Raw genomic sequence first — 14,359 nt, forward strand, 5'->3', positions numbered from 1 at the left:
CGGGGCCCCGCTCCCCCCGGCGGATCACCTGGCCCGCCCGACCACCCAGCCCGCCCGGCCGTCGAATCACCCGCCCGGCCACCGGACCCGCCCGGCCACCGAGCCCGGCCACCGCACACAGCAACCGTTTACCCCCCGGACCGCTCACCGCCGGCGCACCCGCGCGATCCCCGCGCCACACCCCGCCCCTCCCCACCCCCGGCACCGTACGCAGGAAGGCAGGACCTCCGCATGCCCGCTCCGTACCTCCGACTCCCGCCGACCGACCGGGTGCGCTCGTCCCGCACCGGCTGGACCCGCGCCCACTGGGAGGCCCTCGCCGACCATCTGCTGGACTCCGTCGTGCCGTTCGCCACCCCGGGCTTCGCGCAGTACCGGCTGCCGGGCCGCAACTCCTGGTCGGGGGTGGTCTCGGACGGCCTCGAAGGATACGCGCGGACCTTCCTGCTGGCCGCCTTCCGCATCGCCGGCGCGGGCGGCGCGGTCGACGGGCGGCTCGTGGAGCGGTACGCGCGGGGACTGGCGGCCGGTGTGGACCCCGGCTCCGGCGAGGCGTGGCCGGCCCTGACCGACTGCTCGCAGCAGATGGTGGAGGCGGCCTCGATCGCCATCGGCCTGCACGAGACCCGGCCGTGGATCTGGGACCGGCTGGACGACACCGTGCGGCAGCGGGTGGTCGACTGGTTCTCCGGCTTCGTCGGCGCCCGCACCTGGGACAACAACTGGCGGCTCTTCCAGGTCGTGTCCGAGCAGTTCCTCGCCTCGGTCGGCGCGCCCTTCAGCCGGCGGGACATCGACGGCGGCCTCGACCGCATCGAGGACTGGTACCTGGGCGACGGCTGGTACACCGACGGCGACGGCCGCAACTTCGACTACTACGGCGGCTGGGCGCTGCACCTGTACCCGCTGCTGTGGGCGCGTATCGCGGGCGCGGAGGACGGCGGACGGGCCCGGGAGTACCGCGCCCGGCTGGCCCGCTTCCTCACCGACTACCCGCGCTTCTTCGGCGGCGACGGCGCCCCGGTGCACCAAGGGCGCTCGCTGGCCTACCGGTTCGCGGCGACCGCGCCGGTGTGGATGGGCGCGCTCGCGGACTGCTCGCCGCTTCCCCCCGGGCTCACCCGGCGGCTGGCGTCGGGCGCGGTCCGGCACTTCGTGGAGCGCGGCGCGCCGGACGAGCGCGGGCTGCTCACCCTCGGCTGGCACCGCACCTTCCTGCCCGCCACCCAGGCGTACTCCGGGCCGGCCTCGCCGTACTGGGCGAGCAAGGGCTTCCTCGGGCTGCTGCTGCCGGCCGACCACCCGGTGTGGACCGCGCACGAGGCGCCGCTGCCCGTCGAGGAGTCCGACCTGCGCACGGCGCTGCCGGTCCCCGGCTGGCTGCTGCACGGCACCCGGCACGACGGCATCGTCCGGCTGGTCAACCACGGCAGCGACCACAACCCGCCCGCCGGCCCGGGCCAGGACGACCCGCACTACGCCAAGTTCGGCTACTCCACCGCGACCGCGCCCGAGTCGGCGCCGCACGCCTGGGAACGTACGGTCGACGGCCACCTGGCGCTGCTCGCCCCCGACGGCACGGCCTCGCGCCGGGTACGTATCCATCCGCTGCACTGCGAGGGCGCCACCGCCGCCTCCCGCCACGACGCCCAACTCCCGGGCTGCGAGGCGGTACCGGTCGAGACGGCCAGCGTGCTGCACGGCCCGTGGGAGGTGCGGGTGCACCGGGTCGGCGGCGGCGCGCCGCACGCGGCCGTACGGGAAGGCGGTCACGCGGTCGCCGGCGCGCGGCCGCCGCAGGTCGAGACCGGTCCCGGCTGGGCGCTGGCCCGTACCGCGGACGGCCTCACCAGCGCGGTGGTCGCCCTCCACGGCTGGGACGAGGAGGCCGCGGTCGCCCGCGAGGTCGCCGCCAACGCGTTCGGCTCCCACTCGGCCACGCCGTACCTCACGCGTGCGGCGCGAGAGGCCGAAAGGGCGGTGCCGGACGGGGAGACGGACGCGGAGCCGGGCGGGAGCGTGCACGTCACGCTGGTCGTCCTGTCCCAGGACACCGTGGACCCGGCGGCGCTGCGGCAGGCGATCGGCTGCGAGGTGGAGGGCGACCGGGTCCGGATCGTCTTCCCGGGCGCCGCGCCGGTGGAGGTCCCGCGGCGGTCGTGAGCACCGGTCGCTCGTGAGGGCCCGGCGCCGGTCAGTGGCCCGATCGCGGGGCACGCAGCGGCGGGGGTGCTCCGGCGGTGGTGCCGGGTACGCCCGACGGACCGTCCTCGGCGGCCGCGTAGTACGCGGTTACTGTTCCGGGTTCGACCGCCGCGCCCTGTGCGGCGGCCCACCGCACCAGTCCGGCCGCGTCGATGCCGTACGGGGCGCGGTCGCCGTACGGGGCCAGGCCGCGGGCGGCCCGCTCCAGGAGGGTCGCGGCGCCGCGGGTGTTGCCGCGGGCGGCGTGGGTCAGGCCGACCGCGAACTGGGCGAGGGCCCGCCACAGGCCGCGCTCGCCCTCCGGCGCGGCCTTCCACATGTCCTCCAGCACCTCGTGCGCGTGGAAGGGTTTTCCGTCGTCGAGGAGCCGTTGGGCCTCGTCCAGGGTCTGCCGCGGTGTGCGGCGGATGCCTTCGGGCTGGCGTTCCACGCCCGGGGCGCCGTACGGCAGGGGGCGGCCGAGGCCGTCGCGCGGCCGGCTGTTGCGGGCCCTGCCCTCGGCGTCCCGGTCCCGCCCGGGACGCCGCGCCGGCCGGTCCGCGTCCTGCGAGGCGTCGCTCATGCTCCCATTGTGCCGCCCGGCGACACGCGCGAGCGTCAGCGTCCCTCCGCCACCAGGAGGACCGGGTTGGCCAGGGCCGCCATCGGGCCGAACAGCAGCGCGTCGCCCATGGTGTTGGCCTGGCCCGGGGTGCCGTCGGCCATCGGGTGGCGCACCTCGGCGCGGACGTAGGCGGCGAGCGAGGCGGTCGTCCGCCACACCGCTGGTCCCGTCGCCTGGACCCGCACCCGGCGCCGTGGCCAGCAGGTGATGCCGGCGTGGCCGGCGTGGCAACGCGCCGTGAGCGTCGGCGCGCCGGGGCCGGCCCGCTTGCCGCGCGGAACCCGGACGCCCCGCCGCGGGTCACGCCGAGAGGTCGGCTTTCGCCATCGCGATCAGTTCCTGAAGGCGCAGCCCGCGCGCCGCGTCGAGCGGGCCGGGGACGCCGGAGCGTACGGCGGCGGCGAACTCCGCGCGCAGCAGGGGCCAGCTCTCCTGGTGGCCGGCGCCGTTGCTGTCCCACACCACTTCCTCGTCGGCTCCGAAGAGCTCGACGCGGGTCCGGGCGCGCGGCAGCCGTACCGCACCGGACAGTGACGCCTGGCTGACCGCGCCGTCGTCATGCACGCAGGCCAGTTCCACCCAGCGGCGGGGGTCGCCGGTGGCCCGTACGGAGACGATCGGGCCGAGCGCCGTGTCGAGCAGGTCGAGCAGGTGCGGGCCGAGGTCCAGCAGCGCGCCCTCGGTCAGCCGCCAGCCGGTGGCCATCTCGCCGCCGAGGAAGGCGCCGTGCAGGTAGCAGGAGCGCGCCCCGGTCGGCGTCAGGTCCCGAGCCCGGTCCAGGAAGGCGCGGGTCGCCGGGTGGTAGCGCTTGGTGAGGACCATCTGCGAGACCACGCCGGCCTCGGCGACCGCGTCGGCCACCGACCTGGCCGCGGCCAGGTCGGCACCCAGCGGCTTGTCCAGCAGCAGTGGCTTTCCGGCGCGGGCCGCGCGTACGGCGAGCTCGGCCTGCACGGCCGGCGGCACCGCGAAGGCCACCGCCTCGCAGCTGTCGAAGAGCTCGTCGATGCTGGTGGCGGCGACCGCCCTGTGGGCGGCGGCCAGTTCGGCGGCGGCTTCAGGCCGCCGGGCCCAGACGGCTGTCAGGTTGGTCTGGGGCCCGGCGGCCAGCATGGGGGCGTGCATGTCGCGCGCCCACGGTCCGGCTCCGATCAGTCCGACCCGGACCGGGTCGGGGGCGGTGGAGTGCACGGTGGTTCTCCCGGGAGGGGTCGTGGGTCCGCGGCGCCGGAGGCCGGGTCGTACCCGTGGTCGGGTCCGTACCCGTGGTCAGGTCGTCCCGCAGGCCGTGTCGAAGGCCGGCCGGTGCCGGACAGCGACGGCAGGGTCAGAGGGCAGGGGGCAGGGTCAGGTAGTGGCGGGCTGGTCGGCGAGGGTGGCCGCCAGGCGCAGGTCGGCCTGTTCCGGCGCGTAGAGGTGCTCCACGACGGTGGCGGCCGCTCCGGCCAGCGCGGCCCGGTCGCCGAGTCGCGAGGTGACGATCTGGAGGCTGCGGGTGGAGCGCGGCAGCGCGCGCTGGTAGAGCACCTCCCGTACCCCGGTGAGGAAGTGGGTCTCGGCGAGGTCGCCGGCGATCATCAGCACGCCGGGGTTGAGCAGGGTGACGGCGGTGGCCAGCACCTCGCCGCAGCGCTGGCCGGCCTCGCGGGCCAGCCGTACCGCGTCGGGCTGCCCGGCGTCGAGCAGTTCGCGTACGTCGGTGCCCGACTCGGCCGCGACACCCAGTCCGGAGAGCTGCCCGGCCACCGCCCTCCCACTGGCGACGGCCGCCAGGCAGCCGTAGGAGCCGCACATGCAGCGGGCGTCCGGCTGGTCGTGCAGGCGGATGTGGCCGAGGTCGCCGGCGCCGCCGTCGATGCCGCGGAACGCCTGGCCGTCGATCACCACGCCGGCGCCGATCCCCGTGGAGACCTTGACCAGCATGAAGGTCGAGCAGTCCGGCCAGTCCGCGCGCTGCTCGCCCAGTGCCATCAGGTTGGCGTCGTTGTCGAGCAGCACCGGCAGCAGCGGCTCGGTGCCGGCGCGCTCCGCGAGCGCGGCGCGCATCCGGTCCCGGATCGGGTAGCCGTCCCAACCGGGCATGATCGGGGGCCGGATGACCAGGCCGGTGTTGAACTCGACCGGTCCGGGCACCGACAGGCCCACACCGCATACCTTCGACGCGGCGGCGCCGAGGCCGTCGAGCAGACCGGTGAACCAGTCGGCGAGGGTGTCCAGCACCGTCTCCGGCCCGTCGGCCACCCGCAGTTCGCCCCGCCGCTCGGCGAGCACCGCGCCGGCCAGGTCGAGCACCGCGGCGTGCGCCTGGCTGGTGTCGAGGTCGGCGGCGAGCACCACCGCGTGGGTGGTGTCGAAGGTGAGGCGCACCGACGGCCGTCCACCGGTGGACAGTTGGCCCGGGGCGGAGGCCACCCAGCCGGCGGCGAACAGCTGGTCGAGCCGATGGCCGACGGTGGAACGGGACAGACCGGTGAGACTCAGGAGCTCTCCCCGGGTGCCGGCCTGGCCGGTGCGGATGAGTTCCAGCAAGTGGCCGGCGGTGGTCCGCGGCGCGGCCGTCTGGGCCATCGGGTGGGATCTCCTCATGGTCTCAGCTCTTGTCGGCGCCGGTGGTCAGTCCCTCGGTGAGGAACCGCTCAGCAGCGTAGAACAGGACTATCACGGGGATGGTGAGCACCACCGAACCCGCCATGAGAACCGTGGTGGGGACCTCGATGGCGTTGTTCATCTGCGAAAGTCCGAGCGAGACCGTCCACTTGGCGGGGGTGGCGGCGAGGAACAGCAGCGCGAAGAGGAACTCGTTCCAGGCGATCATGAAGACGTACAGCCCGGTCGCCATCAGCGAGGGCGCCGCCAGCGGGAGGACCACCCGCCACAGGATGCGCAGCCGCGAGCAGCCGTCGAGGGCGGCGGCCTCCTCGATGCTCACCGGCACGGTGGTGAAGTAGTTCTTCAGCATGTAGATCGACACCGGCACGGTCTGGGCGATGTAGACCACGGCCAGCCCCACCAGGCTGCCCTGGAGGCCGATCTTGGCGAACATCACGAAGAGCGGGACCGCGAGCAGGGTCGCCGGGAAGAGGTACACCGCCAGGAACAGCGCGCTGATCTGGCGGCTGCCGACGAACTTCAGCCGGCTGATCGCCCAGGCGCCGGGGACCGCGGCGGCCAGCGTGAGCACCACCGTGCCCAGGGAGACCAGGGCGGAGTTGCGCAGCATGCCGAGCAGGCCCTGACCGCCCTTGGAGGTCGGCTCCAGGATGGTCTTGTAGGTGCTGACGGTGATCTCGTGCAGCGGCACCCACAGCGACCCCGGGTGCAGCAGTAGCTGTCCGGTGGGCCGGAAGGAGAGCATCACCATGTAGTAGAAGGGGAAGAGCGTCGCCACCAGCAGCGCCGCGATGACCACCCACCGCAGCGTGCCGAAGAGCCGATCCTCGAACTGTGCCCGGCTCATGCCTGCTCCTCCTGTACACGCTTGGCGAAGAACCCGAAGTAGATGCCGAGCAGCACCATGAGGATGACGGCCAGGACGAGTGCCTGCGCGGCGGCGGCGCCGACGTCGTAGCTGGCGGTCAGGAAGTTGTAGACCCGCACCGAGACCACCTCGGTACCGGAGTTGCCGCCGGTGAGCAGGTAGATGTCGTCGAACTTGTTGAAGGTCATGATGAAGCGCAGCACGGACAGCAGCGCGATCACCGGCATCAGCTGCGGCAGCAGGATGTGCCGGAACCGCTGGGTGAGGGTGGCGCCGTCGACCTCGGCGGCCTCCTCGATGCCGGCCGGGACCGCCTGGAGGCGGGCCAGCAGGAAGAGGAAAGCGAACGGGAAGTACCGCCAGATCTCGAAGGCGACCACGGTCAGCAGGGCGAGCGGCAGGTGCAGGTGCCAGCCGAGCAGGTCCACCGGGTAGGAACTGGTGGACAGGAACGCGATCGGCTTGCGCCAACCGAACACGTGCGTGCCCCAGTTGTTGATGATGCCGGTCTGCGGGCTGAGCGCGGTCTCCCATACGAAGGTGACCGCGACAACCGGGGCGACGTAGGGCAGCAGCATGGTGCTGCGGACCACTCCCCGGCCGCGGAACGGGCGGCGCAGGGCGAGCGCGGCGATCAGACCGAGCACGATGGAGCCGACGGTGCCGCCCACGGTGTAGATGAGGGTGGTGGTCAGCGAGCTCCAGAAGCCGGGCGCGGTGAAGACCTGCTCGAAGTTGTGCGACGTCCAGTTGCCGAACAGGCCCATGCCCTGGAGGTCGATCAGCTTCGCGTGCTGGAAGGCGAGCAGGACGGTCCAGATGATCGGCACGACGACGATCACCAGGACGACCAGCAGCGTGGGCGACACGAAGGCCAGCCCGGCCCGGTTCTCGGCGCGTTCCGACGGGGTGGACCGTCGGCGGCCGCCGGCGGTGGATGTGCTCATGTGCGCTTCCTCAGGTGCTGCCTCGGGTGTGAGGGTGCTGCCGGTCACAGCAGCGTCTTCTTCAGGGCGGACACCGCGTCGTTCGCCTGCTTGGCCGCGTCCTTCGGCGAGGTGCCGTCCCCGCCGGTCATGGAACCGATGGCCTGGGGCACCGGCAGCGAGCCCTCGGTCGCGCCGACCAGTGCGCCCTGGCCCTGGGTGATGCCCCAGCGCTGCATGTTGGTGACGCCGGCGAGCAGCTGGTCGAGGAAGGCAGCCGGGAAGAGCCGGTTCATCGGCTCGGTCCGGCTGACCCCGATCTTCATGCCGCGCCAGTCGGTGACGTACTTCTGCGGTTCGGCGGCGGTGCCGTCACGGACCGGGATCTTGCCCTCGGGTTCCATGCCGAGCCAGCCCTCGTAGCCGCTGGACATCATGAACTGGATGAACTTCTCGGCCCCGAGCGTGTTGGCGGTCTTGGTGACGGTCCAGGAGGAGATCTCGCCGAACTGGGCGGAGGAGGAGCCGGCGGAGCCCTTGATCGCGGTGACGATGCCGGAGTTCTTCGACAGGAAGGTCGGGTCGCCCTTGCACTGCGGGCAGTTGGGCAGGACGTCGTCGCGCAGGCCGGCGAGGGAGTCCATCAGGTAGGTGGACCACACCACCATCGCCGACTGGCCGGCCTGGTAGGTGGCGCGGGTGGTGTCGACGGTCTGGGTGCCCTCGGGACCGGTTTTGGCGAGGTCGTCGTAGGTCTTGAACGCCTTCACGCAGGCGGGGCTGTCCAGCGCGACGTCACCGCCGGAGTCGGTCAGCTGGCAGCCGCCGGCGACCGCGAAGTCCTCGAAGCTCTGCTGGGTGAAGGCGTCCTTGGGGTCGGTGGCCAGCGAGATGCCGTTCATCGAGCCCTTGTTGAGCGTCCGCGCGGCCTTGAGGATCGCGTCGTAGGTGTCCGGCACCGGCAGGTGGGCCTTGGCGAAGAGGTCCTTGCGGTAGACGAGGATCTGCTGCCAGGAGTCGCTGGGCACCGACAGGGCCTTGCCGCCGTCGCTCGTCAGCTTGAGCGCGTTGGCGTTGAAGGTGGAGCGCCCCAGGTTGTCGAGCACCTTGGCGGTGGCGTCGGTGTCGATCAGGCCGTTGCTGTACATCTGCCAGATCGGGGCGAGCGGGATGCCGCCCATCACGTCGGGCAGCTTGCCGGCCGCGGCGGCGGACTCCACGAGCTGGGGCAGCTGGCTCTCGTCGATGCCCACCAGCTTGACCTTGTATCCGGTCTGCTTCTCGAAGGTGTCGACGAGCTTCTGCGTCGCCGCCATCCGGGCCGGCAGGTTCTCCTCACTCCAGACCGTGAGGGTCCTGCCCGCGTGCGGCCCCGGGCTCTGGCCGGAGCATCCCGCCAGCAGCCCGATACCGAGCGCCGCCGCGGTACCGGCCGCCAGGCACCTGCTTCTGCCTCGGCCGCCGCCGATGCCTCCGAGGGACCTCATGTGCATGAACCGTCCTCACTTGCCCGCCTTGCGTCAACGTCGTGTTGCATAACACCACCACTTTTACTTGTTGACAAGACTTAAGTCTGAGATATCTTCGACACAAGCCAGCGTCATCCGACGGTTCATGGCACGCATCCCGCAGCAGCTCCGGAGTCAACGTGGAACGCATCGTCCAGTTCACCGGCCCCCGCACCGTCGAGGTCGCGGACGTCGCCCCGGAGGCACTTCCACCGGGCCATCTGCGGGTCCGCACCCGCTTCTCCGGCATCTCCGCGGGCACCGAACTGACCGCCTACCGCGGCACGAACCCGTACCTGACCCGCACCTGGGACGCCGAGCAGCGGCTGTTCCACGACGACGTGGCGGGCATCTCCTATCCGGTGGCCGGCTGGGGCTACTCCGAGGTGGGCGAGGTCGTCGAGGTCTCCCCCGAGCTCGCCGGAACGCCGGACCTGCCCGAGCCGGGCGACCTGGTCTGGGGGATCTGGGGCCACCGCAGCGAGGGCCTGGTTCCGGCCGAGCGGATGATCGGCCACCGGCTGCCCGACGGGGTGGAACCGCTCGCCGGCGCGTTCGCCCGGGTCGGCGCGATCGCATACAACGCGGTCCTCGCCGCCGACATCCACCTCGGCGAGGACGTCGCCGTCTTCGGCCAGGGCGTGATCGGCCTGCTGGCAACCCGGCTCGCCCAGCTCAACGGCGCGACCGTCACCGCCGTCGACGCCCTCGACTCCCGGCTGGCCGCCGCCCGCCACTACGGGGCCGCCCACACCCTCAACGTCCGCGCGGGCAAGGTCGCCGAGGCGGTCCGCGACCTCACCGACGGCCGCGGCGCCGACGTCGCCGTGGAGATCAGCGGCGCCTACCCCGCCCTGCACGAGGCGATCCGCTCGGTCGCCGCCGGCGGCCGGGTCGTCGCCTCCGGCTTCTACCAGGGCGACGGCACCGGGCTGCGGCTCGGCGACGAGTTCCACCACAACCGCGTCCAGCTGGTCTGCTCCCAGATCGGCGGGGTCCCGCCGCAGCTGTCCCACCGCTGGAACGTCGAGCGGCTCCAGCGCACCTTCCTGAACCTGGTCGCACGCGGCCAGGTCGACACCGAAGCCCTGGTCAGCCACCGCGTGCCGGTCGCCGACGCCGCCGACGCCTACGCCCTGCTCGACGAACGCCCCTCCGACGCCCTCCAGGTCGTCCTGGAATTCTGAGCCGCCCGGCTGATCCGAAAGGCCCCCTCCCATGCTCAAACTCGCCTGCCAGGAGCAACTGCTGCCCGGAGACACCCTCCAGGCCAAGTGGGACTTCGCCCAGGCCGCCGGCTACGACGGCATCGAGCTGCGCGGCAAGGGCGACCAGCACTTCCGCGACCGGCTGCCCGAACTGCGCGCCGCGCTCGCCGACGGGGTCGTCATGCCGACCGTCTGCGTCGACATGCTGCACTTCCTCGGCGCCTTCGACGCCGAGCAGCGCCGCGACGCCATCGAGCAGATGAAGTCCCAGCTGAGCGTCATCGCCGAACTCGGCGGCCTCGGCGCGCAGACCCCCGCCTCCTACGGCATGTTCTCCCGCCGGCTGCCGCCCTTCGAGCCGCCGCGGACCGAGGCCGAGGACCGCGAGGTGCTGCTCGCCGGGCTCACCGAACTCGGCGAGCACGCCCGCGCCGAGGGGGTCGCCCTCTTCCTCGAACCCCTCAACCGCTACGAGGACCACATGGTCAACCGCCTCGAACAGGCGGTGGACCTGATCGGCGAGGTGGGGCTGGACTCGGTGCGCATCGGCATCGACAGCTACCACATGAACATCGAGGAAGCCGATCCGGCCGCTTCGATCCTGGCCGCCGCTCCCTGGATCGGGCACGCCCAGGTCAGCGACTCCAACCGGTTCCAGCCCGGCGCCGGCCACCTGGACTGGCCCGCCTGGCTGGGCGCCCTCGGCGCCGCCGGCTACACCGGCTGGCTCGCGGCGGAGTGCCGGCTGACCGGCGACCCGCTGGACGCCGTACGGTCGGTGCCCGCCTTCCTGCGACGGGCGGCGGGATGACCTCCCTCCTCCAAAGCGGCGACGTCACGGACACCGACCACGACCACCGGGCGCTGCGGGCCGCCGCCACCCGTGTGCTGCTGGGCAACTGGAACGGCAGGGGCACCGTCCCGTCCCGTTCCCTCTACCCCCACCAGTGGAGTTGGGACTCGGCCTTCGTCGCCATCGGCCTGCGGCACCTCTCCCCCCGCCGCGCGCAGCAGGAGCTCGAGTGGTTGCTGAGCGCCCAGTGGGCCGACGGCCGCGTTCCGCACATCGTCTTCAACCCGGCGGTACCGGCCGGCGCCTACTTCCCCAGCCCCGACTTCTGGCAGTCCTCCAGCGCCGGGCGGCACCGGGGCGCGCCCGCCCACGCCGAGACTTCCGGGATCGTGCAGCCGCCGGTGCATGCCATCGCCGCCTGGCTGGTACACCGCGCCGACCCGCGCGAGTCCGCCCGCCGCGGCTTCCTGCCGCGGGTCGCCGCGCGCCTGGACGCCTGGCACCGCTACCTCGCCGACCACCGGGACCTCGGCGGCCGCGGCCTGGCCGCCATCCTGCACCCCTGGGAACCCGGTCTGGACAACAGCCCCTGCTGGGACGTCCCCCTCGGCCGGGTCACACCGGCCGCCGAGGACTCCTACCGCCGGGTGGACCTCGACCACAGCGCCGCCGGCGACCGTCCGACCGACCTGGACTACGCCCGCTATGTCCGGCTTGCCCGTGACTACCGCGACAGCGGCTACGATGACGCCGCCCCGCACGCCTTCCAGGTCGAGGACCCCGGCTTCAACGCCCTGCTGATCGCCGCCGAGCAGGCCCTCGCCGAGATCCTGCGGGCCGTGGGCGCCGACCCCGCCCCGGCCCTGCGCCGCGCGGAACGGCTCGCCACCGTGCTGACCGAACGGCTCTGGGACGACGAACGCCGGATCTTCGCCCCGCGCGACCTGCACGACGACCGGCTGCTGCCGGTCGCCGGCGTGAACGGGCTGCTGCCGCTGGCCGTCCCGGGCCTGCCGCGCCCGTTCGCCGACGCCCTTGAGTCGACCGCCACCGGCGAGCGCTTCCAGCTCGGGCAGGTGCACATGGTGCCCAGCTACGACCTGACGTCCGAGCGGTTCGACCCCAACCGCTACTGGCGCGGCCCCAGTTGGTTCAACACCGCCTGGCTCGTCCACCGCGGGCTGCACGCCTCCGGCAGCACCGACGCCGCCGACGAGCTGCGCGCGGGCATCCTGCGCGACGCCTGGACCAGCGGCTTCGCCGAGTACGTCAACCCCCGTACCGGGGCCGCCCGCGGCATCCGCGACTTCAGCTGGACCGCCGCGGTGGTGCTCGACCTGCTGTCCGACCCACGGGAGGAACGATGACCGGCACATCCACGGGCCGGGACCGTGACCGCGTCCTCGTCGATGGCGGCACCTTCGCCGTCCTCGCCTCCGACGGCGACATCACCGGCGGCCGGGGCGCCGCTCCGGACGGGCTGTTCGCCCGGGACGCCCGGCATCTGAGCCGGTGGCAACTGAGCGTCGGCGGACAGGCCTTGACCGTCCTGACCTCGGACGACGCGAGCGCGGTGATGGTGCTGCCCGGCACCCGCGACGAGCCGTCGCCGTACACCGTCCGGCGCGACCAGGCGCTCGCCGCCGGGGTGCTGGCGGAACGGCTGACCGTCGTCAACAACCTGCCGCGCGCGGTCACCGCCGCACTGGAACTGACCGTGGACGCCGACTTCGCCGACCAGTTCGAGCTGCGTTCGGACCGGCGCCACTACGCCAAGCCCGGGGCCTCGCGGGTGGTGGAGGAGCACGCCGGCGGCGTGACCTTCCGCTACCGGCGCGAGCCCGGATGGTCGGCCTCGACCAGCGTCACCGCCGACCCGCCGCCCACGGCCGCGGGCCCGGCGGGGGCGGCGGACCGCATCGACATGTCGGGGGGCGAACACGCCACCGCCGGAGTCGAGTTGGACGCCCCCGGCCACCTGCCCGGCACCGCGCGCGTGCTGAGCTGGCGGCTGGACCTCCCGCCGCACGGCAGTGCCCGGATCGACCTGACGGCACGGGCGATGCCCGGCAGCGCGGCCACCGACGCCGCACCTGCCCCCGACGCCGGTCGGGCCACCGCCACCGGTGGGGAAGAAGACACCGGGCCGCAGGCCGTACGGGACAGGATCGCCCGGGAGGTGGCAGCCTTCCGTGACGCCGAGCCGCGGCCGGCCGGGCTGACCGGCTGGCCCGACCTCGCCCACGCGGTGCGGCAGGGGCTTGCCGACATCGCCGGTCTCCGGGTGCCCGCGACCGGCCCGGACGGCGAGCCGCTGCGGGTGCCGGGCGCCGGCACTCCCTGGTTCCTCACCCTCTTCGGGCGCGACTCACTGCTGACCTCGCTCTTCTGCCTTCCGTACCGGCCCTGCGTCGCCGCGCACACCCTCCGGGCGCTCGCCGCGGCGCAGGGCACCCGCGACGATCCCGCACGCCTCGAACAGCCCGGCCGCATCCCGCACGAGCTGCGCCACGGCGAGCTCGCGCACTTCGGCCAGGTCCCCTACGGCCGCTACTACGGTTCCGTGGACGCCACACCGCTCTTCCTCGTGCTGCTCCAGGCGTACACCGAGCACACCGGGGACACCGCGATCGCGCGGCGACTGGAGCAGCACGCCCGCGCGGCCGTGGCATGGATGTTCCGCGACGGGGGCCTGGACGACGGTGGTTGGCTGGTCTACCGGTCCGACGAGCAGGCCGGCGGGCTCGCCAACCAGAACTGGAAGGACTCCGCGGGCGCGATCTGCTTCACCGACGGCACCCAGGCGACCGGCGCGATCGCCGTCGCCGAAGCCCAGGGCTACGCCTACGACGCGCTCTGCCGCACCGCCCGGCTCGCCGAGACCGTGTGGGGCGACCCTGCCTGGGCGCGGGAGCTGCGGGCGGCGGCGCTCGACCTGCGCCGGCGCTTCCCGGCGGAGTTCTGGCTCGTCGGCGCGGACTTCCCGGCCCTCGCCCTGGACGGCGAGGGCCGCCAGGTGGACGCCCTCGCCTCCGACGCGGGGCACCTGCTCTGGTCGAAGATGCTCGACGAGGACCAGGCACGGCGGGTGGCACGGCGGCTGCTCGAACCGGACTTCTTCTCCGGCTGGGGCGTGCGCACGCTCGCGGCGGGCCAGGTGCCCTACCATCCGCTGTCCTACCACCGGGGCGGGATCTGGCCGCATGACAACGCGGTGATCGCCCTCGGCATGGCCGCGTACGGCCTGGACGCCGAGGCCCGCGAGGTGGCCGAGGCACTGGTGGCCGCCGCCGGCCACAACGGATGGCGGCTGCCCGAGGTCATCTCCGGCTACGGCAGTGACCTCCAGCCCCGGCCCGTTCCCTACCCGCACGCCTGCTCTCCCCAGGCCTGGGCCGCGGCCACTCCGCTGGCGCTGCTCACCGCGACGGCGGGGCCGAAGTCCGGCTGAGCGCTTGCGGATACGTGGGGTGCGGGTGCGCGGGGGACGCGTGTACGGGTGGGCGGGTGCGCGGGTCCTGCCGGCGGCTCGTGCTGCGCACCACCGGTTCATGGGCCGTCATGTCGGCCCGGGTGGGCGGCGATGGCGGCCGGACCGGCGAGGGGCGGGGCCGGCGGTGGTCGGCCCGGAGGTGAT

General features: G+C 73.5%; 12 protein-coding genes. 5 read left to right on the plus strand and 7 right to left on the minus strand.

Annotated elements, in window-relative coordinates:
- The first annotated feature begins 231 nt into the window (after positions 1–231).
- Complete coding sequence (locus tag AC3ERT_RS08385) at positions 232–2,163, plus strand: DUF2264 domain-containing protein (RefSeq protein ID WP_435173454.1); 1,932 nt, start codon at positions 232–234, stop codon at positions 2,161–2,163.
- 31 nt (positions 2,164–2,194) lie between these two features.
- Here AC3ERT_RS08385 and AC3ERT_RS08390 read toward each other — a convergent pair whose 3' ends face one another.
- The 7 genes from AC3ERT_RS08390 to AC3ERT_RS08420 all read right to left on the minus strand — a co-directional run bounded on the left by AC3ERT_RS08390 (position 2,195) and on the right by AC3ERT_RS08420 (position 8,700).
- A complete protein-coding gene (locus AC3ERT_RS08390) occupies positions 2,195–2,767 on the minus strand; it encodes a DUF309 domain-containing protein (protein WP_435131133.1) in 573 nt (190 codons plus the stop codon).
- 35 nt (positions 2,768–2,802) lie between these two features.
- Entirely contained in the window at positions 2,803–2,967 is a 165-nt protein-coding gene (locus AC3ERT_RS08395) for a hypothetical protein (protein ID WP_435173456.1), read from the minus strand.
- Between the two features lie 142 nt (positions 2,968–3,109).
- Positions 3,110–4,000, minus strand: a complete 891-nt coding sequence (locus tag AC3ERT_RS08400) for a Gfo/Idh/MocA family protein (RefSeq protein WP_435173457.1) — start codon at positions 3,998–4,000, stop codon at positions 3,110–3,112.
- Positions 4,001–4,156: 156 nt separating this feature from the next.
- Positions 4,157–5,377 (minus strand): ROK family transcriptional regulator, encoded by a 1,221-nt coding sequence (locus tag AC3ERT_RS08405; protein ID WP_435173459.1) that lies wholly within the window; start codon positions 5,375–5,377, stop codon positions 4,157–4,159.
- Positions 5,378–5,399: 22 nt separating this feature from the next.
- The gene (locus AC3ERT_RS08410) at positions 5,400–6,266 is read right to left on the minus strand and encodes a carbohydrate ABC transporter permease (protein ID WP_335976695.1); all 867 of its coding nucleotides are present in this window, start codon (positions 6,264–6,266) and stop codon (positions 5,400–5,402) included.
- Complete coding sequence (locus AC3ERT_RS08415; RefSeq protein ID WP_435173460.1) at positions 6,263–7,234, minus strand: carbohydrate ABC transporter permease; 972 nt, start codon at positions 7,232–7,234, stop codon at positions 6,263–6,265. The genes AC3ERT_RS08410 and AC3ERT_RS08415 overlap by 4 nt, the downstream gene beginning before the upstream one ends.
- Before the next feature lie 44 nt (positions 7,235–7,278).
- The gene (locus tag AC3ERT_RS08420; protein ID WP_435173461.1) at positions 7,279–8,700 is read right to left on the minus strand and encodes an ABC transporter substrate-binding protein; all 1,422 of its coding nucleotides are present in this window, start codon (positions 8,698–8,700) and stop codon (positions 7,279–7,281) included.
- A gap of 161 nt (positions 8,701–8,861) precedes the next feature.
- Here AC3ERT_RS08420 and AC3ERT_RS08425 point away from each other — a divergent pair, with 161 nt between their 5' ends.
- From AC3ERT_RS08425 to AC3ERT_RS08440, 4 genes are read left to right on the plus strand one after another with little or no spacing between them, the layout of a single operon-like run.
- Positions 8,862–9,908: a zinc-dependent alcohol dehydrogenase gene (locus tag AC3ERT_RS08425; protein WP_335976704.1), complete on the plus strand. Its 1,047-nt coding sequence runs from the start codon at positions 8,862–8,864 to the stop codon at positions 9,906–9,908.
- 31 nt (positions 9,909–9,939) lie between these two features.
- Complete coding sequence (locus AC3ERT_RS08430) at positions 9,940–10,740, plus strand: sugar phosphate isomerase/epimerase family protein (RefSeq protein WP_435131128.1); 801 nt, start codon at positions 9,940–9,942, stop codon at positions 10,738–10,740.
- Positions 10,737–12,089, plus strand: a complete 1,353-nt coding sequence (locus tag AC3ERT_RS08435; RefSeq protein ID WP_435131126.1) for an MGH1-like glycoside hydrolase domain-containing protein — start codon at positions 10,737–10,739, stop codon at positions 12,087–12,089. Before AC3ERT_RS08430 ends, AC3ERT_RS08435 begins: the two co-directional genes overlap by 4 nt.
- Complete coding sequence (locus tag AC3ERT_RS08440; RefSeq protein ID WP_435173463.1) at positions 12,086–14,173, plus strand: amylo-alpha-1,6-glucosidase; 2,088 nt, start codon at positions 12,086–12,088, stop codon at positions 14,171–14,173. Before AC3ERT_RS08435 ends, AC3ERT_RS08440 begins: the two co-directional genes overlap by 4 nt.
- The last annotated feature ends 186 nt before the right edge of the window (positions 14,174–14,359 follow it).

The sequence above is a fragment of the Actinacidiphila sp. bgisy145 genome, from assembly GCF_057708125.1.

Coding starts and splice junctions, on each gene's coding strand:
- AC3ERT_RS08385 (WP_435173454.1), top strand. CDS start 232: ATGCCCGCTCCGTACCTCCGACTCCCGCCGACCGACCGGGTGCGCTCG.
- AC3ERT_RS08390 (WP_435131133.1), bottom strand. CDS start 2,767: ATGAGCGACGCCTCGCAGGACGCGGACCGGCCGGCGCGGCGTCCCGGG.
- AC3ERT_RS08405 (WP_435173459.1), bottom strand. CDS start 5,377: ATGGCCCAGACGGCCGCGCCGCGGACCACCGCCGGCCACTTGCTGGAA.
- AC3ERT_RS08410 (WP_335976695.1), bottom strand. CDS start 6,266: ATGAGCCGGGCACAGTTCGAGGATCGGCTCTTCGGCACGCTGCGGTGG.
- AC3ERT_RS08415 (WP_435173460.1), bottom strand. CDS start 7,234: ATGAGCACATCCACCGCCGGCGGCCGCCGACGGTCCACCCCGTCGGAA.
- AC3ERT_RS08420 (WP_435173461.1), bottom strand. CDS start 8,700: ATGAGGTCCCTCGGAGGCATCGGCGGCGGCCGAGGCAGAAGCAGGTGC.
- AC3ERT_RS08430 (WP_435131128.1), top strand. CDS start 9,940: ATGCTCAAACTCGCCTGCCAGGAGCAACTGCTGCCCGGAGACACCCTC.
- AC3ERT_RS08435 (WP_435131126.1), top strand. CDS start 10,737: ATGACCTCCCTCCTCCAAAGCGGCGACGTCACGGACACCGACCACGAC.
- AC3ERT_RS08440 (WP_435173463.1), top strand. CDS start 12,086: ATGACCGGCACATCCACGGGCCGGGACCGTGACCGCGTCCTCGTCGAT.